The sequence below is a fragment of the Frateuria sp. sgz306004 genome, assembly GCF_057750885.1.
On the sequence record NZ_JBYLFE010000003.1, the window covers coordinates 325198 to 348375 of the forward strand.

General features: G+C 65.6%; 21 protein-coding genes and 1 riboswitch. Of the genes, 18 read left to right on the top strand and 3 right to left on the bottom strand.

Annotated elements, in window-relative coordinates; all coding sequences use genetic code 11:
• The first annotated feature begins 29 nt into the window (after positions 1–29).
• On the top strand, positions 30–560 hold the full coding sequence (locus AC3G2C_RS07675; RefSeq protein ID WP_488384038.1) for a hypothetical protein: 531 nt from the start codon (positions 30–32) through the stop codon (positions 558–560).
• Positions 561–606: 46 nt separating this feature from the next.
• Here the strand turns inward: AC3G2C_RS07675 and otsA are convergent, their stop codons facing one another.
• The 3 genes from otsA to otsB are packed head-to-tail and all read right to left on the bottom strand — an operon-like array spanning position 607 to position 4584.
• On the bottom strand, positions 607–1998 hold the full coding sequence (otsA, locus tag AC3G2C_RS07680; RefSeq protein WP_488384039.1) for an alpha,alpha-trehalose-phosphate synthase (UDP-forming): 1392 nt from the start codon (positions 1996–1998) through the stop codon (positions 607–609).
• A complete protein-coding gene (locus AC3G2C_RS07685; protein ID WP_488384040.1) occupies positions 1998–3809 on the bottom strand; it encodes a glycoside hydrolase family 15 protein in 1812 nt (603 codons plus the stop codon). The genes otsA and AC3G2C_RS07685 overlap by 1 nt, the downstream gene beginning before the upstream one ends.
• Entirely contained in the window at positions 3781–4584 is an 804-nt protein-coding gene (otsB, locus tag AC3G2C_RS07690) for a trehalose-phosphatase (RefSeq protein WP_488384041.1), read from the bottom strand. Before otsB ends, AC3G2C_RS07685 begins: the two co-directional genes overlap by 29 nt.
• A 196-nt stretch (positions 4585–4780) precedes the next feature.
• On the opposite strand from otsB, the gene clpB reads away from it, so the two are divergent.
• From clpB to AC3G2C_RS07775, 17 genes are all read left to right on the top strand, one after another.
• Positions 4781–7363 carry an ATP-dependent chaperone ClpB gene (gene clpB, locus AC3G2C_RS07695; RefSeq protein WP_488384042.1) on the top strand — a complete coding sequence of 861 codons (2583 nt, stop codon included), beginning with the start codon at positions 4781–4783 and terminating at the stop codon, positions 7361–7363.
• A 97-nt stretch (positions 7364–7460) separates the two neighbouring features.
• Positions 7461–7700, top strand: a riboswitch (cobalamin riboswitch).
• 112 nt (positions 7701–7812) lie between these two features.
• On the top strand, positions 7813–9660 hold the full coding sequence (btuB, locus tag AC3G2C_RS07700) for a TonB-dependent vitamin B12 receptor (protein WP_488384043.1): 1848 nt from the start codon (positions 7813–7815) through the stop codon (positions 9658–9660).
• A 62-nt stretch (positions 9661–9722) separates the two neighbouring features.
• The gene (locus AC3G2C_RS07705) at positions 9723–10310 is read left to right on the top strand and encodes a hypothetical protein (protein WP_488384044.1); all 588 of its coding nucleotides are present in this window, start codon (positions 9723–9725) and stop codon (positions 10308–10310) included.
• Positions 10307–10936 carry a cob(I)yrinic acid a,c-diamide adenosyltransferase gene (gene cobO / locus AC3G2C_RS07710; RefSeq protein ID WP_488384045.1) on the top strand — a complete coding sequence of 210 codons (630 nt, stop codon included), beginning with the start codon at positions 10307–10309 and terminating at the stop codon, positions 10934–10936. The genes AC3G2C_RS07705 and cobO overlap by 4 nt, the downstream gene beginning before the upstream one ends.
• 8 nt (positions 10937–10944) lie before the next feature.
• Positions 10945–12243, top strand: coding sequence for a cobyrinic acid a,c-diamide synthase CobB (locus AC3G2C_RS07715; RefSeq protein ID WP_488384046.1), 1299 nt, complete (start codon positions 10945–10947; stop codon positions 12241–12243).
• Positions 12240–13166 carry an adenosylcobinamide-phosphate synthase CbiB gene (gene cbiB / locus AC3G2C_RS07720; protein WP_488384047.1) on the top strand — a complete coding sequence of 309 codons (927 nt, stop codon included), beginning with the start codon at positions 12240–12242 and terminating at the stop codon, positions 13164–13166. The genes AC3G2C_RS07715 and cbiB overlap by 4 nt, the downstream gene beginning before the upstream one ends.
• Positions 13159–14157, top strand: a complete 999-nt coding sequence (gene cobD / locus AC3G2C_RS07725; protein ID WP_488384048.1) for a threonine-phosphate decarboxylase CobD — start codon at positions 13159–13161, stop codon at positions 14155–14157. The genes cbiB and cobD overlap by 8 nt, the downstream gene beginning before the upstream one ends.
• The gene (locus tag AC3G2C_RS07730; RefSeq protein WP_488384049.1) at positions 14154–15632 is read left to right on the top strand and encodes a cobyric acid synthase; all 1479 of its coding nucleotides are present in this window, start codon (positions 14154–14156) and stop codon (positions 15630–15632) included. Before cobD ends, AC3G2C_RS07730 begins: the two co-directional genes overlap by 4 nt.
• A complete protein-coding gene (gene cobU / locus AC3G2C_RS07735) occupies positions 15620–16147 on the top strand; it encodes a bifunctional adenosylcobinamide kinase/adenosylcobinamide-phosphate guanylyltransferase (RefSeq protein ID WP_488384050.1) in 528 nt (175 codons plus the stop codon). The genes AC3G2C_RS07730 and cobU overlap by 13 nt, the downstream gene beginning before the upstream one ends.
• Positions 16148–16159: 12 nt before the next feature.
• Complete coding sequence (cobT, locus tag AC3G2C_RS07740) at positions 16160–17206, top strand: nicotinate-nucleotide--dimethylbenzimidazole phosphoribosyltransferase (protein ID WP_488384051.1); 1047 nt, start codon at positions 16160–16162, stop codon at positions 17204–17206.
• Complete coding sequence (locus AC3G2C_RS07745) at positions 17203–17781, top strand: histidine phosphatase family protein (protein ID WP_488384052.1); 579 nt, start codon at positions 17203–17205, stop codon at positions 17779–17781. Before cobT ends, AC3G2C_RS07745 begins: the two co-directional genes overlap by 4 nt.
• A complete protein-coding gene (locus AC3G2C_RS07750) occupies positions 17778–18503 on the top strand; it encodes an adenosylcobinamide-GDP ribazoletransferase (RefSeq protein ID WP_488384279.1) in 726 nt (241 codons plus the stop codon). Before AC3G2C_RS07745 ends, AC3G2C_RS07750 begins: the two co-directional genes overlap by 4 nt.
• Positions 18504–18629: 126 nt before the next feature.
• Positions 18630–18923 (top strand): FmdB family zinc ribbon protein, encoded by a 294-nt coding sequence (locus AC3G2C_RS07755; RefSeq protein WP_488384053.1) that lies wholly within the window; start codon positions 18630–18632, stop codon positions 18921–18923.
• 125 nt (positions 18924–19048) lie between these two features.
• Positions 19049–19615, top strand: coding sequence for a DUF3011 domain-containing protein (locus tag AC3G2C_RS07760; protein ID WP_488384054.1), 567 nt, complete (start codon positions 19049–19051; stop codon positions 19613–19615).
• Positions 19616–19744: 129 nt separating this feature from the next.
• Positions 19745–21517, top strand: coding sequence for an aspartate--tRNA ligase (gene aspS, locus AC3G2C_RS07765; RefSeq protein WP_488384055.1), 1773 nt, complete (start codon positions 19745–19747; stop codon positions 21515–21517).
• 157 nt (positions 21518–21674) lie between these two features.
• Positions 21675–22313, top strand: coding sequence for an esterase/lipase family protein (locus tag AC3G2C_RS07770; RefSeq protein WP_488384056.1), 639 nt, complete (start codon positions 21675–21677; stop codon positions 22311–22313).
• A 95-nt stretch (positions 22314–22408) separates the two neighbouring features.
• Entirely contained in the window at positions 22409–23143 is a 735-nt protein-coding gene (locus tag AC3G2C_RS07775; protein WP_488384057.1) for a YebC/PmpR family DNA-binding transcriptional regulator, read from the top strand.
• Positions 23144–23178 lie beyond the last annotated feature (35 nt).

The following is a 23178-nucleotide window of genomic DNA, read 5'->3' on the forward strand; positions in this document are numbered from 1 at the left end:
CCCCATCAGTCGCATTCCAAGGAGGTCGCATGAAACGCCGTATTGTCGTTTTGCTTGCCGGCGCACTGTCGGCGCTAGCCGGCTCGGCCGTGGCTTCCAGTGGCTCGCTCACAGAGTTCCGACCCAAGGTGTTGCCGGTGCTGGTGCAGGTCAGTGCCGCGGGCAAGGTAACGTCCGCCTCTCCGGCCTATCCGCTCGACAGGCGATTCAGTCGCCTGTTGGACCAGAGCCTTGCTCAGATGATCACCCAGCCCGCGCACGAAGGTGGCCGCGCGGTCTCCAGCCAGTTCGTGATCAACCTGGCGCTCGATGTGGAGCCAAGGCAGCAAGGGGACTACGACGCCCGCTTCGTCTATGTGTCGACTCAGCCGGTGCCGTTGGGTGTCTGGCATTGGGTGCATACCGACGGCTACCAGTTGGCATTGGCCGGGCCGAACAATCATCGCTTCAACGTTGAACGCCAGCACGTCGGTCCGCCGGAAAATCGCCTGCCTATCGGGAATTCGGTGGAACGTACGCCTGCCAGCTCGTCGGCGTCGGGCAATAAGCAGGGGCGCTAAGGGCTTATCGCCGATCCCGTTTGGGCCACGGGGTCGGCGTCGCCGCTCAAGCCTCGGCCAGTCGCGCCAGAAACGCGTTGCGCCACGCGGTAACATCCTGCTTCTCCAGTATGTCCATCATGCGCCGCCACCGTTGGCGGCGCTCCTGCAACGGCATGGTGAGCGCGCGCTCCAGTGCCTCGGCTACTTCCTCTGTGTCAGCCGGGTTCACCAGCAATGCATCTGTCAGCTCCTGCGCCGCGCCGGCAAAACGCGATAGCACCAGCACACCCGGGTCCGCTGGATCCTGGCTGGCGACGTATTCCTTGGCCACCAGATTCATGCCATCGCGCAAGGGCGTCACCAGGCCCACGCGCGCCGCGCGGTAGTAACCGCTAAGCAAACTGTGGGGGAAGGAACTGTTGACGTAGCGGATGGGTACCCAGTCTGGCGCGGCATACAGGCCGTTGATGTGGCCTGCACTGCGTTCCAGCTCCCTACGGATCTGGCGGTATTCGGGCACGCCGCCGCGCGAAGGCGGGGCAATTTGCAGAAAGCTCACTTTGCGATGCAGTTCGGGCGAGCGTTCCAGCAAGCGTGCATACGCGTGAAATCGCTCCGGCAAACCCTTGGAATAGTCGAGTCGATCCACGCCAATAATCAGCGCGCGGCCTTCCAGGCTCTGTCGCAGGTCATGGATTTCCTCGTGCTCGTCGGCATGACTGGCGATTTCGACTACCTGATGCGTGTCGATGCCGATGGGGAATGTCTCCGCGCGAAATTCGCGTCCGGCGGGCGTGCGCAGATGACCGTCAGGGGTCATGGTGGCGCCCACTTCATGCAGGAAATACTCCTCCAGCGCGCGTCGGTCACGCGCCGTGTGCAGGCCTACCAAATCGTAGCTGGACAAGGTTTCAAGCAACGCCTGATGGCGAGGCAGCGCAATCAGCAAACCGGCCGCCGGTAACGGGGTGTGTAGAAAGAATCCAATGCGATTACGCAAGCCTTGCTCGCGTAGCATGGCAGCCAGCGGAATCAGGTGATAGTCGTTCACCCATACCACGTCTCGCGGGCCAATCAGCGGTAGCAACTTCTCGGCGAAAAGGTGGTTGACGCGCAGGTAGCCCGCCAGGTGCTTTCGATCGTAGTCGACCAGATCAGGCCGGTAGTGTAGCAGCGGCCATAGCGTACGATTGGCAAAGCCATCGTAGAAGTCGTCGTGATCGGCACGCACCAGATCCATAGTGGCGTATTCCACGACGCCATCGCGCCGGTGATGCAGACGCGCGGGTGAGTGGCGGGCGATCTTGCCGCTCCAGCCGAACCACAGGCCGCCGCGCTCCTGCAGCGCGGCGCGCATGGCGGAGGCGAGCCCGCCCGTGGCGGTCTGGTCAGGTAAGGCCACGCGGTTGGATACCACCACCAGCCGTTGTGGGACGCCAGCGCGTCCATCATGCATCACAGTGCGTCCTCCCAGCGCCGCGACAGGCGCATGGCCGCCTGGATCAGGCCGACCATCGAATAGGTTTGCGGAAAATTACCCCAGTGCTCGCCATTGGCGGGGGCAATGTCTTCCGAGAGCAGGCCCAACGGGTTCCGTTGCGCCAACATGTGCTCGAACATCACGCGCGCACGCTCGATGCGACCGGTGGCGGCAAGCGCATCGATGTACCAGAACGTGCAGATGTTGAAGCTGGTTTCCGGTGCACCGAAGTCGTCGGGTGCGATGTAACGGAATAGGTAATCGCCGCGGCCAAGCGCATTGCCGATGGCATCTACGGTGGCGATAAAGCGGGGATCCATCGCTTCGATAAAGCCGATATCCGCCAACAGCAGCAAGCTGGCATCCAGGTGCTCGCCGTCATAAGCGTCCACGAAAGTGCCCAGTTGCTCGTTCCATGCTCGCGCTTGAATGCGCGCGTGCAGCGCCACCGCCTCGCCGTGCCAATAGCGGGCGCGTTCGTCCAACCCCATCTCAGTGGCGATGTGGGCCAGTCGGTCGCACGCGGCCCAGCACATGGCGGCGGAGTACGTATGCACCGCCGCGCGGCCTCGGAACTCCCACAGTCCGGCATCCGGTTCCTCGGCCATACGTAGCGCCATGGTGCCCATGCGTTCCAAGCGGTGGAAACCGATCGCATCGCCGGGGTGTTCAAGTCGCCGGTCGAAAAACATCTGGGCTGAGGCAAGCACCACTGAGCCGTACACATCGTTCTGGCGCTGGCGATAGGCATCGTTGCCCACGCGCACCGGGCCCATGCCGCGATAGCCTCGCAAATGCTCGATCTGTGTTTCGGTGAGCTCATGCTCAAAGGTGATGCCGAACACGGGGCCCACTTCACGCTCGCCATCGGCGGCGACCAAGTTGAAAACGTAGCGGATGTACTCCTCCATGCTGCGCGTGGCGCCGAGCCGATTGAGCGCGCGCACGGTGAAGGCGGCGTCGCGCAACCAGCAATAGCGGTAGTCCCAATTGCGTGCCGTGCCGGCGGCTTCGGGAATGGAGGTGGTAAGTGCTGCCACAATCGCACCGGTCGCCTCGTACTGGCACAGCTTCAGGGTGATCGCGGCGCGAATCACCGCCTCCTGCCACTCGTAGGGCACCGACAGGTTGCGCACCCATTCGCGCCAGTAATCGAGCGTTCGCTCAAGGGTGTGATGTATGAAGTCGGCAGGGCTGTCGGTGAGCGTTTCGTCTGGGCCAAACACAAAGTGCGCCGGTCGTTCCAGGATGAATGGCAGGCCGCGCTCGATCATCACCGAGGCCACATCGCTGGTCAGCCGTTGCACCACGTCGCTGAGCAAGTAGCGAATATGGTTGCTGCCCGAGGTGGTCTGCGGGGCATGGGCGCCGTACCCGCATAGCGGACGAAGCAGCACGCGGATACGCGGCGCGCCGCCCAGGGGGCGCACGCGTCGGGCGATCAGTATCGGGTGATAAAAGCGGCCTCGGGAACGAAAGCGCGGCGCGTAGTCGACGATTTCCACGCCGGCGCCCTGGCGATCGTACAGGCGGGTTACCAGCACGGCCGTGTTGGGCAGATAGTGCTGTTCGGCGCGCTCGAAATCTTCGAGCTGGATGGTCCAGTCGCCGCCGTCCTGGCGGGGCGACAGCAGCCGGCAGAAGCTGGCATCGCTGTCGAAACGGGGCAGGCAGCCCCATACGATGCGTCCTTGACCATCGATCAGGGCGGCAACGCTACCGTTACCGATGACACCCAGGGCCAGGCTGGCCTGGATCTCAGGCGTTTCCTCCAGGGGAGTGGGCATGCGAGAGGGCTCCATGCTTGAGCGCGTACAGGACGCGGAACAGCCAGGCGCGCGCAGCGGCGGGCTCGGGCAGCGAATACGTGGCCAGGCTGGGTTCGCGCGTTCCCACGCGCACGCTCAGGCCATGCTCCAGGTTGGCGGCGGCGAAACCGTGTTCGTCCGTCAGGTCGTCGCCCACGTACACCGGCACGCGTCCGCAGAACGGTCGGTTGGCCAGCAGGCCCTCCACCGCCTTGCCCTTGTCCATGCCCTCCGGCTTGAGTTCGATCACCAGGTTGCCCATCTGCATTTCGTAGCCTTGCAGGCGAGGCAGCAGTAGTTCCACATGCTCGCGCAATGCATCGAAGCGGTCGGGCGCGGTGCGGCAGTGCAGGGCGACGGCCATGCCTTTGTCTTCCATTGAAACGCCTGGCAGCGCGGTGGCGATGCGCTCGGCCAGATCGCGCACCTGGCTGCGCCGGGCGGTGCCGATGTGCACGCCGCGGTAGCGTCCGTCCGGGCCGCGCAGCTCCAGACCGTGCAGCCCAGCCATGGCCCAGGGTGGGTGGCAGAACAGGTCGTCCAGGTCATCCAGGCTGCGCCCGCTCACCAGGGCCAGCGCGCCATCAAGCGTGCCGTACAAGTCGTCCAGCAGGTCGCGCAGGCGCGTATCCACGCTGACCTGGTCGGGGTGGTCGGCAAAGTCGAGCAGGGTGCCGTCCACATCAAGGAACAGCGCCCAACGATCATCCACGCCAGGCAGGGGCGGAGCCGGAAGGGGCGGGTGAGCGGACATGGCGGAAGCGGGGGCAGGCGATAACACGGTTGGCAGCCTATCAAGGCAAATGTGAAGGCGATCTATGGACGACGTACACGGCTGAAAAAGGGCTAACCGCGGCAGGATGACGCGCTTGAATCGCGCGCTGGCGTCCGCATCTCGACGGGCAGTGGCGGCGGGGCCGCCAATTCAATGTGACGAGGGGGAACGACCCATGCGGATGGACAAACTCACGTCGCGCTTCCAGCAAGCGCTGGCCGATGCGCAATCGATCGCCGTCGGGCGCGACAACAACATGCTCGAGCCCGTGCATGTGATGGCCGCCTTGCTCGATCAGCAAGGCGGATCGACCGCGCCGTTGCTCACGCAGGCACAAGTGAACGTGCCCGCGCTGCGCCAGCGCATCAACGAAAGCATCGAGCGCCTGCCGCGCGTCAGCGGGCAGGAAGGCAACGTGCACGTGGGCAATGAGCTCACGCGCCTGCTCAACCTGACCGACAAGCTCGCGCAGCAGCGCGGCGACCAGTTCATCGCCAGCGAACTGTTCGTGCTGGCCGCGCTGGAGGACAAAGGCGAGCTGGGCTCGGCGCTCAAGGCCGCCGGCGCAACCAAGGCGAACCTCGACGCCGCCATCGAGAAGCTGCGCGGTGGCGAAAAGGTGCAGAGCGAGAACGCCGAAGACCAGCGCCAGGCGCTGGAAAAATATTGCGTGGATCTCACCTCGCGCGCCGAGTCGGGCAAGCTCGATCCGGTGATCGGACGCGACGAGGAAATTCGCCGCACCATCCAGGTGCTGCAGCGTCGCACCAAGAACAACCCGGTGCTGATCGGCGAGCCCGGCGTGGGTAAGACCGCCATCGTGGAAGGGCTGGCCCAGCGCATCGTCAAGGGCGAGGTGCCCGAAGGCCTGCGCGATCGGCGCGTGCTGGCGCTGGACATGGGCGCGCTGATTGCCGGCGCCAAGTTCCGCGGTGAATTCGAGGAGCGCCTGAAGGCCGTGCTCAACGATCTGGCCAAGAGCGAAGGCCAGATCATCCTGTTCATCGACGAACTGCATACCATGGTCGGCGCCGGCAAGGCCGATGGCGCCATGGACGCAGGCAACATGCTCAAGCCGGCGCTGGCGCGCGGCGAGCTGCATTGCATCGGCGCGACCACGCTCGATGAATACCGCAAGTACATCGAGAAAGATGCCGCGCTGGAGCGCCGCTTCCAGAAGGTGTACGTGGGCGAGCCCAGCGTGGAAGACACCATCGCGATCCTGCGCGGCCTCAAGGAGCGCTACGCGGTGCATCACGGTGTGGAAATCACCGACCCCGCCATCGTGGCGGCGGCCACCTTGTCCAATCGCTACATTCCCGACCGCCAGCTGCCCGACAAGGCCATCGACCTGATGGACGAGGCCGCCTCGCGCATCCGCATGGAGATCGACTCCAAGCCGGAAGAGCTCGATCGTCTGGAGCGTCGCCTGATCCAGCTGAAGATTCAGCGCGAGATGCTGAAGAAGGAAACGGATGAGGCCTCCAAGAAGCGCCTGGCCGACCTGGATGCCGATATCGAGAAGCTGGAGCGGGAGTTCTCCGACCTCAACGAGATCTGGAAGTCCGAAAAGGCCGCGCTGCAGGGCGCGACCAAGGTGAAGGAGCAGATCGAAGCCGCGCGTCTTGAGCTGGAGGCCGCTCAGCGGCGTCAGGATTACGCCAAGATGAGCGAGATCCAGTACGGCAAGTTGCCCGAGCTGGAGAAGCAGCTCGAAGCGGCGCAGGCGGCCGAAAAGCAGGACTTCAAGCTCGTGCAGGATCGCGTGACCGAAGAGGAAATCGCCGAGGTCGTGTCGCGCTGGACCGGTATCCCGGTCAACAAGATGCTGGAAGGCGAGCGCGACAAGCTGCTGCACATGGAAGAGGCGCTGCACAAGCGCGTGGTGGGCCAGGACGAGGCCGTGCGCGCGGTGTCCGACGCGATCCGTCGCGCCCGTGCAGGCCTTTCCGATCCCAATCGCCCGTACGGCTCGTTCCTGTTCCTTGGCCCCACCGGCGTGGGCAAGACCGAGCTGTGCAAGGCGCTGGCCGAGTTCATGTTCGATACCCAGGATGCGATGGTGCGCATCGACATGAGCGAGTTCATGGAGAAGCATTCCGTGAGCCGCCTGATCGGCGCCCCCCCGGGCTATGTGGGTTACGAAGAGGGCGGCTACCTGACCGAAGCCGTGCGCCGCCGGCCGTACAGCGTGATCCTGCTGGATGAGGTGGAGAAGGCGCATCCGGACGTGTTCAACATCCTGCTGCAGGTGCTCGACGATGGTCGACTCACCGACGGCCAGGGCCGCACGGTGGATTTCCGCAACACCGTCATCGTGATGACCTCCAACCTGGGGTCGCAGATGATCCAGGAGCACGCCGGCGACAGCGAGGCCGACTACATGCAGATGAAGGCCGCGGTGCTGGGTGTGGTGCAGGCGCACTTCCGGCCGGAGTTCATCAATCGACTCGATGAGCTGGTGGTGTTCCGCCCGCTGGAGAAAAAGCAGATTCGCGCCATTGCCAAGATCCAGCTGGCCTATCTGGAAAAGCGCCTGGCCGAGCGTCAGCTCAAGATGGAGATCAGCGACAAGGCGTTGGACCTGCTGGGCAACGTGGGCTTCGATCCGGTGTATGGCGCACGCCCGCTCAAGCGGGCCATCCAGCAGCAGCTGGAGAATCCGTTGGCCAAGGAGATCCTGGAAGGTCGCTTTACCGCCGGCAGCACCGTGGCGGTGGATGCGGAGCACGGCCACCTGAGCTTCAGAAAGCAATAAGCCAGGCCACATCGTGCGGCGTTTGGACGCCCGTCCTGTGGAAGCAGGGCGGGCGTCTTGCGTTGGGGGCGCGCCCCCGGGGGCGACAAGCTCTGTTACCATCCCCGCCGCCTGAGGTGACCACCGCACTATGCCGGTGGTTGAAACGGGAATCCGGTGCGGCGCGTAAGCGCCTAGTCCGGAGCTGCCCCCGCAACGGTAGGCGAACGGCGATCCCTGGCGATCGCCGGAACGGCAAGCAAGCCACTGTGCCACGCAGGCATGGGAAGGCGTCGTTCCGACGGACATGATGTCCGCGTTCGTGAGCCCGGAGACCGGCCTCGAGGTACGACCAGACAGGCGGTGGGCCATGTCATGGATGCCGTACCTCGTGCGGCCGCCACGTCTCCTTCCGCCTGCCTGTTACCCCGACTCACCCGCGCGGGCAGGCGCGGTCCAGGAGCAATGTTTTGGCCATCCAGGTTCCCTTTGTACGCCGCGCCGTGCTGGCGGCGGCGTTGTTGTCCGTGTTCTCTCCCGCGTTCGCCGATGGCGCCACCGATCTGGACGGCGTGGTGGTCACCGCCACGCGCACCGCACAGACGCAGGATCAGACCCTTTCGGCGGTTACCGTGATCGAGCGCGCCGATATCGAACGACTGCAGCCGGCATCACTGGCCGACCTGCTGCGCGGCACGCCCGGCCTGCAACTGGCCAACAACGGCGGCCCCGGCAAGAGCACCAGCGTATTCCTGCGCGGCACCGAGGCCGATCACGTGCTGGTATTGGTGGACGGCATCAAGATCGGTTCGGCCACCCTGGGCAGCGCTTCGCTGCAGGACATCCCGGTGGAGCAGATCGAGCGCATCGAGATCGTGCGCGGCCCGTTTTCCAGCCTCTACGGCTCGGAGGCGATCGGTGGCGTGATTCAGATCTTTACGCGACGCCCCGAAGGCACCTTTGTGCCGAGCTTCATGCTGGGCGTTGGCAGCTACAGCCACCTCACCGGTTCGGCCGGCCTGGCCGGCAAGGTCGGCAACGGCTGGTATGCGCTGGAGGCATCGCATGACCAGACGCACGGCATCAACGCGTGCCGCATGGGGGCGCTGGAGGCGAGGGCGGGCTGCTTTGCCGACCAGCCGGACAAGGACGGCTACCGCAACAATGCCCTAACCCTGCAGAGCGGCTACCGCTTCGACGATCAGTGGGATGCCGACGCACGCGCCTTCCGCAGCGAAGGTCACAACGGGTACGACGGCAGCTACTCCGATTATGCCGAGAACGCCACGCAGGTGGTGGGTGGCCGCGTGCATTACCGCCCCAGCCAGGCCCTCACGCTGACCTTGAGCCTGGGCACCAGCGGCGACTTCAGCAAGGACTACCTGCACGGCATCTACAAGGATCGCTTCGATACGCATCGTGACCTCGGCTCGTTGCAGGCGGATGCTGCGCTGTGGGGCGGCGTGCTCACCGACGGTTTCGATTGGCAGCGCGATGCGGTGGACAGCTCCACCGCGTACGCCCTGGACAGCCGCATCAATCGCGGCCTGTTCGCGCAGTGGCAACAGAGCTTTGGCCGACAGTCGCTGCAGGCCAGCGTGCGCCGTGACGACAACAGTCAGTTCGGCGGCAAGAACACCGGCAGTTTGCTGTGGGGCTGGGACTTCACCCAAGGCCTGCGCCTGACCGCCAGCTACGGCAGCGCCTTCAAGGCGCCGACCTTCAACGAGCTGTATTACCCCGGCTATGGCAATCCCAGGTTGGGGCCGGAAACCTCGCGCAATCTCGAAGTGGGTCTGCGTGGCAGCTACGGCTGGGGTTATTGGTCGCTCAATGCCTTCCGCAACAACGTCAGCAACCTCATTACCTATGACGCATCCACCGGTTTGCCAGGAAATGTGGAGGAGGCGCGCATTCGCGGTGCCGAAGCCGTCGTCAGTGGCCAGTGGGCCGGGTGGCACCTCACGGGTACCGCCACCTGGCTGGACCCGCGCGACGAATCGGTCGGCTACCACGGCAACCTGCTGCCGCGCCGGGCGCGCCAGTCCGGACGCGTGGACGCGGACCGGAGCTTTGGTGATTTCAGCATCGGCGGCACCTGGTACGCAGCGGGGCGCCGCTATGACGACCTGGCCAACCGGCATGAACTGGGTGGCTACGCCACGACGGATCTGCGCGTGGCCTATGCGCTCACCCGCGAGTTCAAGGTGCAGTTGGCGCTCAATAACGCCTTTGCCAAGAACTATGAGACTGCCTGGTACTACAACCAGCCGGGTCGCAATGTCATGTTGACCCTGCGCTATCAGCCGGCGCAGTAACGCGCATGCGACGGCGGGGCCGGTTGGCCGGTCCCGCCCGATTTTCCTCGTGGAGTAACGATATGAAGATGCCCCAAGGTTCCCGTCTTGTCGCATGGACGCTCGCGTTGGCGCTGGCGATGGCGGTGACGCGCTTCAAGCATGTTGGCGATGCGCTGCACCTTCCCGATGCATCGATGGCCGTGTTCTTTCTCGGTGGCTTGTACGTGCGCAGGCATGTTGTTTTCGTCGCGATGGTGCTGCTCGCCGTGGCATTGGACTGGGCATCGATTCGATACGCCGGGGTCAGCGATTTCTGCGTAACACCGGCCTACGCCTTTCTGCCGCTGGCTTATGCGGCCCTGTGGTATGCCGGTCGAGGTTACGCACCGCGTCTCAACGCGCGGCCGCTCACCTTGCTCGGTGCCTTTGCGGTGGCGCTGGTGGCCGCCAGCGCGTCGTTCGTCGTATCCAACGGCGCGTTCTATTGGCTGGGCGGCCGCTACGCCGAGCCCAACATGAGTCAGTATCTGGCTCGACTGTGGCAATGGGGCCCGCTGTTCGTTCGTACCACGCTGGGTTACGTCGCCGTGGCGCTGGTGGCGCATGCTGCTGTTGCCCGGCTCGTGTCGCAAGGGACGTCATCCACGGGGGAAGGAGCAAAGGCATGAGTGATACCGAGCAGGGCGCGGCGGAAGGCGCCGCCGAGCAGCGCCATCGCGAGCGCATGCAGCGCAAGAAGGCCTTGGTGGACCGCAAGATCGCCCGCGCCACCATCGAGCGTGGCGTACTGGTGGTGAACACCGGCAACGGCAAGGGCAAGAGTTCCTCGGGCTTTGGCATGCTGGCCCGCTCACTCGGGCATGGTTTTCACTGCGGCGTGGTGCAGTTCATCAAGGGCAGCTTTTCCACGGGCGAGGAGGCCTTCTTTCGACACTTTCCCGAGGAACTGGACTATCACGTGATGGGCGAGGGTTACACCTGGGAAACCCAGGACAAGGCCCGCGACATCGCCGCAGCGACAGCCGCCTGGCAGGTGGCCTGCGCCATGCTGGCCGATCCGTCCTACGATTTCGTCTTGCTGGATGAACTCAACATCGCCCTGGTGAAGGGCTATCTGGATGTGGCGCAGGTATGCCAGGCGCTGACCGCGCGGCCGCCGGAGCAACATGTGGTGGTCACGGGTCGCGGGGCGCCTGACGAGTTGCTGGCCGTTGCCGATACCGTGACGGAGATGCGCCTGGTCAAGCACGCCTTTCAGGCCGGTATCCGCGCACAGAAGGGCATTGAACTGTAGGTGGCTGCATGAGTGCACATACGCGCGCTTGTTCCGCGCTGCTGATCTCGGCGCCTGCGTCGGGGCAGGGCAAGACATCCGTCACGGCCGCGCTGGCCCGTTGGCATACGCGCCAGGGTCGGCGTGTCCGTGTGTTCAAGACCGGTCCGGACTTTCTTGACCCCATGGTGCTGGAGCGCGCCAGCGGTGCGCCTGTCTATCAGCTGGACCTGTGGATGAACGGCGAGGACGACGTGCGGGCACGCCTGCACGCTGCCGCGGGCGAGGCCGATCTGTTGCTGGTGGAAGGCGTGATGGGCCTGTTCGATGGTGGCCTGTCGAGCGCGGACCTCGCGCAGCGCCTGGGCTTGCCGGTGCTCGCGGTGATCGACGGTTCGGCCATGGCGCAGACGTTTGGCGCCGTGGCGTTGGGGCTGGCGCGCTATCGCGAGGGCCTTCATGTGTATGGCGTGGCGGCCAATCGTGTGGGCAGTGCCTATCACGCTCAATTGCTGGCCGAGAGCGTGCCTTCGCCCTTGCAGTGGCTGGGCGCGTTGCCGCGCGATGCCTCGCTGGCTTTGCCGGAGCGACATCTGGGGCTCGTAGCCGCGACGGAGCTGGAGGACATCGATGCGCGCCTGGATGCGTTGGCCGATGCGTGGTCCATGCATGCCTCGACGGCGATGCCGACACCCGTATCGTTCGATGCCGTGGCGCCCGTGCCGGTGCCGTCGTGGTTGCGTGGACAGCGCATCGCCGTGGCACGTGATGCGGCGTTCTGTTTTCTCTATGCGGCCAATCTCGATCTGTTGCGAGCCGCGGGTGCGGAGTTGTGCTTCTTCTCACCGCTGGCCGGTGACCCGCTGCCTGCGTGCGACGCGGTGTGGCTGCCGGGCGGCTACCCCGAACTGCACCTGAGCACGCTGGCCGCCAGGCAGGACCTGCGGCAAGCGCTGCACACGCATGTCGCCGCCGGCAAGCCCATGCTGGCCGAATGCGGTGGATTGCTCTACGCACTGGAAACGCTTGCGCCCGTGGATGGCGAGCCCGTGCCGATGGCCGGCTTGCTGCGTGGCTCGGCTCGCATGCAATCGCGCTTGGGTGGGCTGGGCATGCAATCGGTGCAATTGCCCGAGGGCAGTTTGCGCGGACACACGTTTCACTACGCCGCAGCGGAGGTGCACGAAGCGCCGCTGGCGCAGGCCGCCAATCCGGACGGCGGTCCAAGTCGTGAAGCGGTGTATCGACGTGGACGTTTCACCGCCAGCTTCGTGCACTTCTATTTTCCTTCCGCTCCCGAGGCCGCGTTGCGCCTGTTCCTGCCATGAGTGTTGCATTGGCCGCCTTCGCCGCCGTGTTGCTCGACGCCTGCTGGGGCGAGCCACGCATCGCGCATCCGCTCGTCGCCTTTGGTCGCTGGGCGCGCGTGGTGGAGACACGAGCGTATGCGTCGCGTCGTCTGGCGGGAGCGCTGGCATGGGGTGTGGCGGTGCTGCCGTGGGTGGCGCTTGCGGCATGGCTGTCCGCATGGCTGCGCGCCATGTCACCGTGGTGGGCCACCGCATGGGAGGTGGGCGCGCTCTATCTCGCCCTAGGGCACCGCAGCCTGTCCGAGCACGCCATGCCGGTGGCGCGCGCCTTGCGGCAGGGCGATCTTGCGGCCGCGCGTGCGGCCGTGGCGCGCATGGTCAGCCGCGATGCCGGGCTGCTGGATGAAAGCCAGGTAGCTGCCGGCGCTACCGAGTCGGTCCTTGAGAACGGCAATGACGCGGTGTTCGGTGCGCTGTTCTGGTTCGTGCTGTTCGGCGCGCCGGGTGCTGTGCTCTATCGGCTCGCCAACACACTGGATGCCATGTGGGGTTATCGCACCGAACGCTACGCGCATTTTGGCTGGGCTGCGGCGCGCATCGACGATGTATTGAACTACGTGCCGGCGCGACTCACCGCCATGAGCTATCTGCTGCTGGGCGATGCGAGTGGCGCTTGGCGTTGCTGGCGCACCCAGGCCGCTGCGTGGGATAGCCCCAGCGCGGGGCCCGTGATGGCGGCCGGCGCGGGAGCGCTGCATATCAGGCTGGGTGGGCCAGCCCCTTATGAGGGACGCTGGGAGTCGCGGCCCGCGCTGGGTGAGGGTGCGCCTGCGGATGCGCGAAGCATTGAACGCGCACTGGCGCTGGTTCGTCGGTCGGTGACGCTGTGGCTGCTGGTGTTGGCTGCATGCGCATTGTTGAGGGGAGGAGCACATGCTTGAGCATGGTGGACGTCTGCGGCGTGCCGCGCGCGAGTACGGTCTGGCGCTGGAACACTGGATCGACCTTTCCACGGGCATCAGCCCTCACGCCTGGCCTGTGCCGGCCATACCGGCGAGCGCTTGGCACCGCCTGCCCGAGGACGACGATGCGTTGATCCCGGCCGCGCTGGATTACTACGGTGCGCCGCATGTGCTGCCCATCGCCGGGTCACAAGCCGCCTTGCAGCAATTACCTCTTTTGCGTGAACGCGCGCGGGTGGGCGTGATCGCGCCAGGTTATGCAGAGCACGCTCGGGCGTGGCGTGACGCGGGGCATTGGGTGGAAACCCTGCCGGCCATGGAATTGCTGACGCGCGTGGGGAATTTCGATGTGATCGTACTGATCCATCCCAACAACCCCGGGGGCGAACGTTTCACGCGGCAAGAGCTGTTGGCTTGCCATGCCGCGCTGGCCGCTCGGGGCGGCTGGTTGGTGGTGGATGAGGCTTTCATGGACGCCACGCCTGGCGAAAGTTTGTGCCCACTGTCGGGGCGTGAGGGCTTGATCGTGCTGCGTTCGGTGGGCAAGTTCTTCGGCCTGGCAGGTGCGCGCGTGGGCTTTGCATGCGCCAGCGTCGGTCTGCTCGGCGCGTTGCGCGAGGCCTTGGGACCGTGGACGTTGAGTGGGCCCGCACGTTACGCGGTGCAGCGCGCGCTCGTCGATGTGACATGGCAGGCTCAGGCGCGCGAATGGCTGCATGCACACAGTGCGCGCCTCGCCAGCTTGTTGAGCGGACACGGTTTGGCGCCTGCCGCGGGCTGCGCCTTCTTCCAGTGGTGCTGCGACGATCGAGCGCCCGCATGGCACCGGGCCCTGGCCAAGCAGGGCATCCTGACGCGTTTGTTCGATACGCCACGCAGCTTGCGGTTCGGCATACCTGGTGATGAAAGCGCCTGGCAGCGATTGGAAGCGGCACTGATGTCGCTGCATGGCACGGAGCGTGTTTCGTGAGTGCGCGCGTGCTGATGGTGCAAGGTTGCACCTCCGATGCAGGCAAGAGCACCTTGGTAGCTGCGTTGTGCCGATGGCTGCATCGGCAAGGTTGCTCAGTTGCGCCGTTCAAACCGCAGAACATGGCGCTCAATGCCGCCGTGACTGTGGATGGCGGCGAGATCGGTCGGGCACAAGCGGTGCAGGCGCAGGCCGCTGGCGTGCCACCGCACACCGATTTCAACCCGATTCTGCTCAAGCCCCAGACCGATGTGGGGGCGCAGGTGATCGTGCACGGGCACGCCGTTGCCAGCATGAACGCATGCGACTACCACGATTACAAACGCATCGCGATGGAAGCAGTGCTGGCATCGCACGATCGACTGGTTAGTGCTTACCAAACTGTGGTGGTCGAAGGGGCCGGCAGCCCGGCCGAGATCAACCTGCGCGATCGCGATATCGCCAACATGGGCTACGCCGAGGCCGTGGATTGCCCCGTGTTGCTGGTGGCCGACATCGACCGTGGCGGCGTGTTTGCGCACCTGGTTGGCACTTTGGCGCTGTTGTCGGAAAGCGAGCGTGCGCGCGTGGTTGGCTTCGTCGTCAATCGATTCCGGGGCGATCTGGCTCTTTTGCGGCCGGGGCTGGATTGGCTGGAGCGTGAGACCGGCAAGCCGGTGCTCGGTGTGTTGCCCTATCTGCATGGCCTGCAACTCGAAGCCGAAGATGCCCTGCCGCGCGAGGCGCCACGAAAGGAAAGTGCCCGTTTGCGCGCGGTCGCACCGGCGCTGCCTCGCATCAGCAATCACAACGATTTCGATGCGCTTCGCGCACACCCCGAGGTGGATTTCCGCTTTGTGGGCCCCGGCGAGGCGCCGCCGCCGTGCGATCTCATGGTGCTGCCCGGCTCCAAGTCGACACGAGCCGATCTGGCATGGTTGCGTACCCATGGATGGGACCAGGCGATGGCGCGGCACCTGCGCTATGGCGGCAAGGTGATCGGTATCTGCGGTGGCTTCCAGATGCTGGGCCGCTTCGTGCATGATCGCCAGGGCATCGAGGGTGAGCCGGGCTCGAGCGACGGACTGGGTTGGCTGGCATTGGAGACCACGCTGGAGGCGCGCAAGCAATTGCGCCGCGTGGAAGGGAAGTTGGTCCTGGGAGGGGCGCGCGTGAGCGGCTACGAAATCCATTGCGGCGTGAGCCGGGGCGAGGCGCTTGCACGGTCATCGTGCCTGTTGGACGGCGGTGCCGTCGACGGTGCGCTTTCGGACGACGGGCAAATTCTCGGCACCTATCTGCACGGTCTGTTCGATGAGCCCGAGGCGCTCGCGGCGGTGCTCGCGTGGGCAGGTTTGGACGGGGCTGCACCGCTGGACATGCAAGCGTTGCGCGAAACGAGCATCGAGCGACTGGCCGACGCCGTGGAAACGCATCTGGACACCGCCGCGCTGCGCCACCTGCTGCTGGATGGAGGCCATCCATGCGTTGCCTGATACTCGGTGGGGCGCGCTCGGGAAAGAGTGCGCTGGCCGAACGCCTGGCTCACGAATCCGGCCACCCGGTCACCTACATCGCCACTGCGCAGGCGCACGACGCGGAGATGGCCGCGCGCATCGCCCACCATCGTGCGGGCCGCCCGTCGTATTGGGAATGCGTGGAAGAGCCGCTCGCTTTGGCGGAGGCATTGCACGCGCATGCCCGGCCTGGACATTGCGTGTTGGTCGATTGCCTCACCCTGTGGCTGAGCAACTTGCTGGGGGCTGGTGACGACGCGCGCTTCGAACACGAACGCGATGCCTTGCTGACTGCGTTGCCGACACTGACCGGACAAGTGCTGCTGGTGAGCAACGAGGTGGGCCTCGGTGTTGTGCCGTTAGGCGAACTCACGCGGCGCTTCGTCGACGAAGCCGGGCGCCTGCATCAGGCGTTGGCTGTGCACTGCGAACGCGTGTTGTTCGTGGCCGCCGGCTTGCCGCTCACACTCAAGAACGAATCGAAACATCCCTGAGGGAAGCACTACATGAGCCATGACTGGCTGCGGGAACCGTGTTTTTCCATCCATGAAGAGAGCAGGGAGCGCGCGCGTGAACATCAGGGGCAATTGACCAAGCCGCCGGGCTCGCTGGGCACGCTGGAGACCCTCGCCATTCGACTGGCTGGTATGCAGCACAAGCCGTTGCCCTCGGCGCAGCAGGTGTGGATCAGCGTGTTCGCCGGCGATCATGGCGTGGCGGCCGAAGGCGTGTCCGCGTTTCCGCAGGTGGTCACCGGGGAAATGGTGCGCAACTTCGCCAACGGTGGCGCCGCCATCAGTGTATTGGCGCGCACGCTGGGTGCCATGCTGGAAGTGGTGAACCTGGGTACCGTGAACGACCCGGGTGAATTGCCACATGTGCGGCGCGCCATCATCGCTCCGCAAACCCATAATTTCTGCGAACGGCCGGCCATGGATCGCGCACAGCTGGAGGCCGCCCTGCGTGCAGGCGCACACAGCGCCGAAGCGGCCTTCGATGCGGGCGCGCAATTGTTCGTCGGCGGCGAGATGGGCATTGCCAACACCACCTCGGCGGCAGCGCTGGCTTGCGGACTGCTGCGCGAGTCGCCCTATGCGCTGGCTGGCGCGGGCACGGGCCTGGACGCCGCCGGCATCGAACGCAAGGCCGCGGTGATTGAACGCGCGCTAACGCGCTACCCCAACGACGACGATGCCCTGGCATGGCTGGCGCGCGTCGGCGGTTTCGAGATCGCGGCTTTGTGCGGCGCTTACATCGTCGCTGCACAGCGCGGTGTGCCTGTGCTGATCGATGGTTTCATCACCACGGCAGCGGCGCTGGCGGCAGTGCGCATCAACCCAGGGTGCCGCGCGTGGATGTTCTTTGCGCACCGCTCGCGTGAACGCGGGCACGCACGTTTGCTGGCCGCCCTGGATGCCGATCCGTTGTTGGATCTCGGCTTGCGCCTGGGCGAAGGCAGTGGCGCGGCAAGCGCCGTGCCGTTGATGCGATTGGCGTGCGAATTGCACGCACGCATGGCGACGTTTGCGCAGGCGGGAGTGTCCGCCGCATGAGCGAGCGTCAAGTGAGCATTGACCTGCTGCGACACGGCGATACCGGCGAACGCAGCTATCGCGGCCAACTGGACGATAGCCTCAGCCCCCTGGGATGGACCCAGTTGCGGGCTGCCATCTTTGGGCGTGCTTGGGAGCGCGTGGTGACCTCGCCGCTGCGGCGTTGCGCCGAATTCGCGCATGAGCTGGCTACGGCGCGGCGCATACCCATACGTGTGGACAAGCGCCTGGCCGAGTATCACTTCGGTGACTGGCAAGGCGTACCCATCGAGCGGATCGCGGACGAACAGGGCGACATGCTGGCTCGCTTCTGGGCCGACCCGGTTCATTGGCCGCCACCCGGCGGTGAGCCGTTCGCGGCGTTTCGTCGACGCTTGTGCGATGCGCTGGACGACGTAGCGGTCGAGGCGCAGTCGCACCGGGTACTGGTGGTTACCCATGGCGGCGCGATCCGCCTATTGCGATGCGAGGCCGAGCGCAGGGATTTCGGTGAGATGGCCAACATCGACGTGCCGCACGCCTCGCTGCACCCGCTCAATTGGACCCGGTCCGATACGGGGCTGGTTCGGGCCTGATGCGCAGTCTGCTTGCCGCCATCGGGTTTCTCACCCGGATCCCGGTGCCCGCACGGGTTTTCGATTCGAGCGTGGGGCCAACGTCGCCATTGCCGTGGTATCCGCTCGTCGGCCTGCTGCTCGGGGGCCTGTTGTACGGTCTGGGGTGGTTGATCGCGCCGCTGCCGCCGCTGCTGGCAGCCGCGCTCGTGTTGGTGGCCTGGGTGCTCCTTACCGGCGGCTTGCACCTGGATGGGCTGGCCGACAGTGCCGACGCATGGGTTGGTGGCTTGGGCGACCGCGAACGCACGCTCAGCATCATGAAAGATCCGCGCAGTGGCCCCGCCGGTGTCGCGGCGGTGATGTTGCTGCTATTGCTGAAGTTCGCCGCGCTGGCGAGCCTTGCCCCGCCTACCCCCGCGTTGTGGCTGGCGCCCCTGCTTGGGCGTTCCGCGCTCACGGCGGCCTTTATGGTGACTCCGTATGTGCGTCCTGGCGGCATCGGTAGCGCGCTGGCCGGCACGTCGCGATGGGCCTGCGGTGCGAGTTTGTTGTTGGTCGGAGCGTTGGCGGCATGGATGGGCGCTTGGGGTCTGCGTGCCGGCCTGGCATCGCTGGTGGTGTTTTTACTCTGGCGTGCGGCCTGCATGCACCGGCTGGGCGGCATGACCGGCGACACCTGCGGTGCGCTGGCGGAACTGGTCGAGGCGGCGGTACTCGTGGTGCTGGCCGCGCACGCCTGACCGAGGCCGCCGGACGGAGCGCCCAGATCGTTGAAATTGGCGCCCTTGCCTCGATAATGGAGAGCTGCCGACCTCCTGCGTAGCCATTCGCGATCACTCGGGGCGGCACTGATCTGCGGAGCACCCATGCCTATCTATGAATTCGAATGCAGCAGTTGCGGACATCGCTTCGACCGCCTGCAGAAGCTGTCCGACCCCGATCCGACCGTTTGCCCTGCCTGTGACGTGGCGGAGGTCAAACGCCGCCTGAGTGCGCCGGGCTTCCGCCTGGCCGGCAGCGGCTGGTACGAAACCGACTTCAAGAAGGACGGCGACAAGAAGCGCAACCTGGCCGGGGATGCGGGGTCGACTTCCAGCACGCCTTCCAGCACGCCTTCCACGTCCACGACTTCCTCCTCGGGTACAGGCAGCGAGAGCTGAGTGCATCGGGCAGCCTGAATGCCGGGTAGCCGGCATGCAGGTTTCTACGAAGCTGTCGCAAGATATTCAAACGCCGTTGAGCCTGCACTCGCTAGCGTGTCGCACCGACAGACAGGAGCGCTCACATGATGCGGAACGGAACAGGGTGGTTGGGCGTGGTGGCCGGTGTGCTCATCGGCCTGATGGGTACTTCGGCGCCGGCGGCGCACGCGCAGGGCCGCGATGTGATCCGCTGCGGCAGCGACGACGGGCGCTTCAGCCGGTGCCAGGTGCCCTGGCGCGATGCCGAATTGATCAGACAGGAATCCAACAGCCCGTGCGTACGCGGCCAGTCCTGGGGCGTGGATCGCGGTGGCCTGTGGGTAGACCGTGGTTGCCGTGGCCAGTTCGTGGAAATGGGGCGTGGCGGCGGCTGGAATGGAGGTCGCGGCGACGACGACGGTCGCTGGCAGGGTGGCGGTGGATGGCGCCCGGGCCCGGACTGGGATCGTGAAATCCGCTTCCAGTGCGAGAGCGGCGACAAACGCTACCAGTTCTGCCAGGTGGACGTGGGTGGACGCGGTCGAGTGCGCTTGCTCCGTCAGCTTTCCGGCTCCCCCTGTGAGGAGGGCTACAGCTGGGGCTGGAACCGGGCTGGCGTATGGGTGGACCGCGGCTGCCGAGGGCTCTTCTCGGTGGATCGCCGCTGGTAATCCGGGCCTTCCGAACGCCGCGTCGCCCCTCCGGGCGCGCGGCGTCGCCCGCCGGCCAGCGCGCCGGTGTTAACATTCGCAGTCTTGTCCACGCATCTCGCCGCCCAGGCGGCCCGGAGTTCCAAGCGCATGCGCACGCATTACTGCGGCCTCATCGATGAGGCACTGGTCGGTCAGACCGTCACCCTTTGCGGCTGGGTCAACACCCTCCGCCTGCAGAGCCACGTGGCCTTCGTCGACCTGCGTGATCATGAGGGCATCGCCCAGGTGGTGGTGGAGCGCGAGAACGCCGAGGCGTTCGCCGTGGCCGGCGAGATCGGCAACGAATACTGCCTGCGCGTCACCGGCACCATCCGCAAGCGCCTGTCGGTGAACGACAAGCTGCGCACCGGCACGGTGGAGCTGCTGGCCGACAAGGTCGAGATTCTCAACGCCGCCAAGGATCTGCCCTTCGCGCTGCACGAGAACCCCAACGAGGACATGCGGATGACCTACCGCTACCTCGACCTGCGTCGCCCCGAGATGCAGCGCATGATGCGCACGCGCATCAAGCTGGTGCAGGCGCTGCGCCGTTACCTCGACGCGCGCGGCTTCCAGGACATCGAAACGCCCATCCTCACCAAGGCCACGCCCGAAGGCGCGCGCGACTACCTCGTGCCCAGCCGCGTGCATCCGGGCCAGTTCTACGCGCTGCCGCAGTCGCCGCAGCTGTTCAAGCAGATCCTGATGATGGCCGGCTTCGATCGCTACTATCAGATCGCCCGCTGCTTCCGCGATGAAGACCTTCGCGCCGATCGCCAGCCTGAGTTCACGCAGCTCGACCTTGAGTTCGCCTTTGTCGAAGAAAAGGACGTGCAGGACTTCGTGGAGGAACTCATCCGCCACGTGTTCAAGGAAGTGCAGAACGTCGAGCTGGACGCCAGCTTCCCGCGCATGACCTGGGCCGAAGCCATGCGTCGCTTTGGCTCGGACAAGCCGGACCTGCGCATCGCGCTGGAGCTGGTGGACATCGCCGAAGCGGTCAAGCACGTCGAATTCAAGGTATTCGCCGAGCCGGCCAACGACGCCGGTGGCCGCGTGGCCGCGCTGCGCGTGCCGGGCGGCGCCACGCTGACCCGCAAGGAAATCGATCTGCTCACCGAGTTCGTGGGCAAGTACGGTGCCAAGGGCCTGGCCTGGCTGCGCGTGGATGACCTGGCTAAGGGTCGCGAGGGCATCAACTCGCCCGTGGCCAAGTTCCTCGACGATCAGGCGCTGGAAGGTGTGCTCAAGGCCACCGGCGCCCAGAGCGGCGACATGGTGTTCTTTGGCGCGGGCAAATGGAAGGTGGTCACCGACTTCATGGGCGCGCTGCGCTTGAAGGTGGGCAAGGATCGCGGCCTGGTCGAAAACAGCTGGAAGCCGCTGTGGGTCACCGACTTCCCGATGTTCGAATACGACGAGGAGGAGCAGCGCTTCGTGGCGCTGCACCACCCATTCACCGCGCCCAAGGTGGACGACATCGCCGATTTGCGTGCCAATGCCGCCAATGCGGTCAGTCGTGGCTACGACATGGTGCTCAACGGCAACGAGATTGGGGGCGGCTCCATCCGTATCCACCGCCCGGACATGCAGAGCACCGTATTCGACCTGCTGGGCATTACCCCGGACGAGGCCGAGCTCAAGTTCGGCTTCCTGCTCAAGGCGCTGAAGTTCGGCGCGCCGCCGCACGGTGGCCTGGCCTTCGGCATCGACCGCATCGCGGCGCTGATGGCGGGCACCGAGTCCATTCGCGATGTGATCGCCTTCCCCAAGACCACCAGCGCCCAGGACCTTATGACCGACGCCCCGTCGGTGGTGTCCGAGCCGCAGCTCAAGGAGCTGCATGTGCGCGTGGCCGCGGCGGAAAAGGCCCAGGGCTAAGAGGCTTTGTTGGCGACTCTGGCGCGGACGGCGCCCAGATCGTGAACAGGCGGCGCAGCCGATGGTGCGGTTTTTGTGACCGGCCGGTTTGTTCCTGGGGAACCAACCGGCCTATCTTGACCGTCCAATGGCTGACTTTCCCCACGCCGAGCCCCGCATGACCGACCACATCATTTTGCTGCATGGCCTGTGGATGCGCGGTTTTGCGCTGCTCATGCTGCATCGGCGAATGATGGAAGCGGGCTTTCGCGTGCACCGCTTCGATTACATGAGCGTGGCGGCCACCCAGGAGAGCATCCTGGAGCGGCTGGCAGCGCGCATGCGTGTGTTGGGCGATGAAGCAGGCCAGGTGCATCTGGTGGGGCATAGCCTGGGCGGACTACTGGCGTTGGAAGCCTGCATGGACCAAATCGATCTGCCGCCCGGGCGTATCGTTTGCCTGGGCTCTCCCTTGAAGGGCAGCGCCGCGGCGCGCCGCTTTGCCGGCATCGGCCGTGGTGGCGAAGTGTTGTTGGGACACAACCGCGCCTTGCTCGAATACGGATTCGAGCGCTGGGACGGCCCGCGCCAGGTTGGCGTGGTGGCCGGCCGCTTGCCGTTGGGCCTGGGCGCCGTACTGGGCCAGTTCGACGGCGACCACGATGGCACCGTCACCGTGGACGAAACCCACCTGCCAGGCATCGCCGACCACTGTGTGGTCGAGACCAATCACACTGGCCTGCTGTTCTCGCAGGATGCCTCGCGACAGGTCACCGAATTCCTCCAGCATGGCCATTTCGGGCACGTCCCGACCTGAGTACGGGCACCGTTTGACGGGGTGGCTTGCCTGCCCGCAGCCGCGAAAGGATAGAATTCGCGTTCTGTTCGTTCACCAGCATTGCAGGAAGTGCCATGGGTAGAGGCCCGTCCATCGAAGGTCGCAAGAACGCCGAAGACGCCAAGCGCGCCAAGGTGTTCACCAAGCTGATCCGCGAAATCACTGTCGCCACGCGCGCCGGCGTGCCCGACCCCGGGCTCAATCCGCGCCTGCGTTCGGCCGTGGACAAGGCCCTGTCAGCCAACATGCCCAAGGACACCATCGAGCGCGCCATCAAGCGCGGCTCGGGCGCCGATGGCGGCGCGGCGATGGAAGAACTGCGCTACGAGGGCTACGGCCCGGGCGGCGTCGCGCTGATCATCGACTGCTTCACCGACAACCCCACCCGCACCGTGGCTGATGTGCGTCACGCGCTGACCAAGCATGGCGGCAACCTGGGCACCTCTGGCTCAGTGGCTTTCCAGTTTGCCCGCGTGGGCGAGCTGGTATTCCCCACCGGCGGCGACGAAGCGGCCGAGGAAAAGGTGCTGGAAGCCGCACTGGAAGCCGGCGCCGATGACGTGGTGAACGAAAACGGCGAAAGCACCGTCGTGTGCGCGCCGGAGAACTTCGAGGCCGTGCAGCATGCACTGGCCGCCGCAGGTCTCAACGCGCAGCATGCCGGCGTAGGCATGCGCCCGGCCAATCGCGTGCCGGTGCCCGCCGAGGCACTGGAGTCGCTGCAGGATCTGCTGGAAAAGCTCGACGCGCTCGACGACGTCAGCGAGGTCTCGCACAACGCGCTGCTGCCGGCCGAGGCCGCCGGCTAAGTTCGCGCGGCCGTATCGGCCCGTGACGATGCTTC

Bases quoted from the DNA above. Each gene is read 5' to 3' on its own strand.
- aspS (WP_488384055.1), top strand. From the start codon at position 19,745: ATGCGCACGCATTACTGCGGCCTCATCGATGAGGCACTGGTCGGTCAG.
- AC3G2C_RS07755 (WP_488384053.1), top strand. From the start codon at position 18,630: ATGCCTATCTATGAATTCGAATGCAGCAGTTGCGGACATCGCTTCGAC.
- AC3G2C_RS07675 (WP_488384038.1), top strand. From the start codon at position 30: ATGAAACGCCGTATTGTCGTTTTGCTTGCCGGCGCACTGTCGGCGCTA.
- AC3G2C_RS07770 (WP_488384056.1), top strand. From the start codon at position 21,675: ATGACCGACCACATCATTTTGCTGCATGGCCTGTGGATGCGCGGTTTT.
- otsA (WP_488384039.1), bottom strand. From the start codon at position 1,998: ATGCATGATGGACGCGCTGGCGTCCCACAACGGCTGGTGGTGGTATCC.
- AC3G2C_RS07685 (WP_488384040.1), bottom strand. From the start codon at position 3,809: ATGCCCACTCCCCTGGAGGAAACGCCTGAGATCCAGGCCAGCCTGGCC.
- AC3G2C_RS07775 (WP_488384057.1), top strand. From the start codon at position 22,409: ATGGGTAGAGGCCCGTCCATCGAAGGTCGCAAGAACGCCGAAGACGCC.
- cobD (WP_488384048.1), top strand. From the start codon at position 13,159: ATGCTTGAGCATGGTGGACGTCTGCGGCGTGCCGCGCGCGAGTACGGT.
- cobO (WP_488384045.1), top strand. From the start codon at position 10,307: ATGAGTGATACCGAGCAGGGCGCGGCGGAAGGCGCCGCCGAGCAGCGC.
- cobT (WP_488384051.1), top strand. From the start codon at position 16,160: ATGAGCCATGACTGGCTGCGGGAACCGTGTTTTTCCATCCATGAAGAG.
- AC3G2C_RS07745 (WP_488384052.1), top strand. From the start codon at position 17,203: ATGAGCGAGCGTCAAGTGAGCATTGACCTGCTGCGACACGGCGATACC.
- otsB (WP_488384041.1), bottom strand. From the start codon at position 4,584: ATGTCCGCTCACCCGCCCCTTCCGGCTCCGCCCCTGCCTGGCGTGGAT.
- cobU (WP_488384050.1), top strand. From the start codon at position 15,620: ATGCGTTGCCTGATACTCGGTGGGGCGCGCTCGGGAAAGAGTGCGCTG.
- cbiB (WP_488384047.1), top strand. From the start codon at position 12,240: ATGAGTGTTGCATTGGCCGCCTTCGCCGCCGTGTTGCTCGACGCCTGC.
- AC3G2C_RS07715 (WP_488384046.1), top strand. From the start codon at position 10,945: ATGAGTGCACATACGCGCGCTTGTTCCGCGCTGCTGATCTCGGCGCCT.
- clpB (WP_488384042.1), top strand. From the start codon at position 4,781: ATGCGGATGGACAAACTCACGTCGCGCTTCCAGCAAGCGCTGGCCGAT.
- AC3G2C_RS07760 (WP_488384054.1), top strand. From the start codon at position 19,049: ATGATGCGGAACGGAACAGGGTGGTTGGGCGTGGTGGCCGGTGTGCTC.
- AC3G2C_RS07705 (WP_488384044.1), top strand. From the start codon at position 9,723: ATGAAGATGCCCCAAGGTTCCCGTCTTGTCGCATGGACGCTCGCGTTG.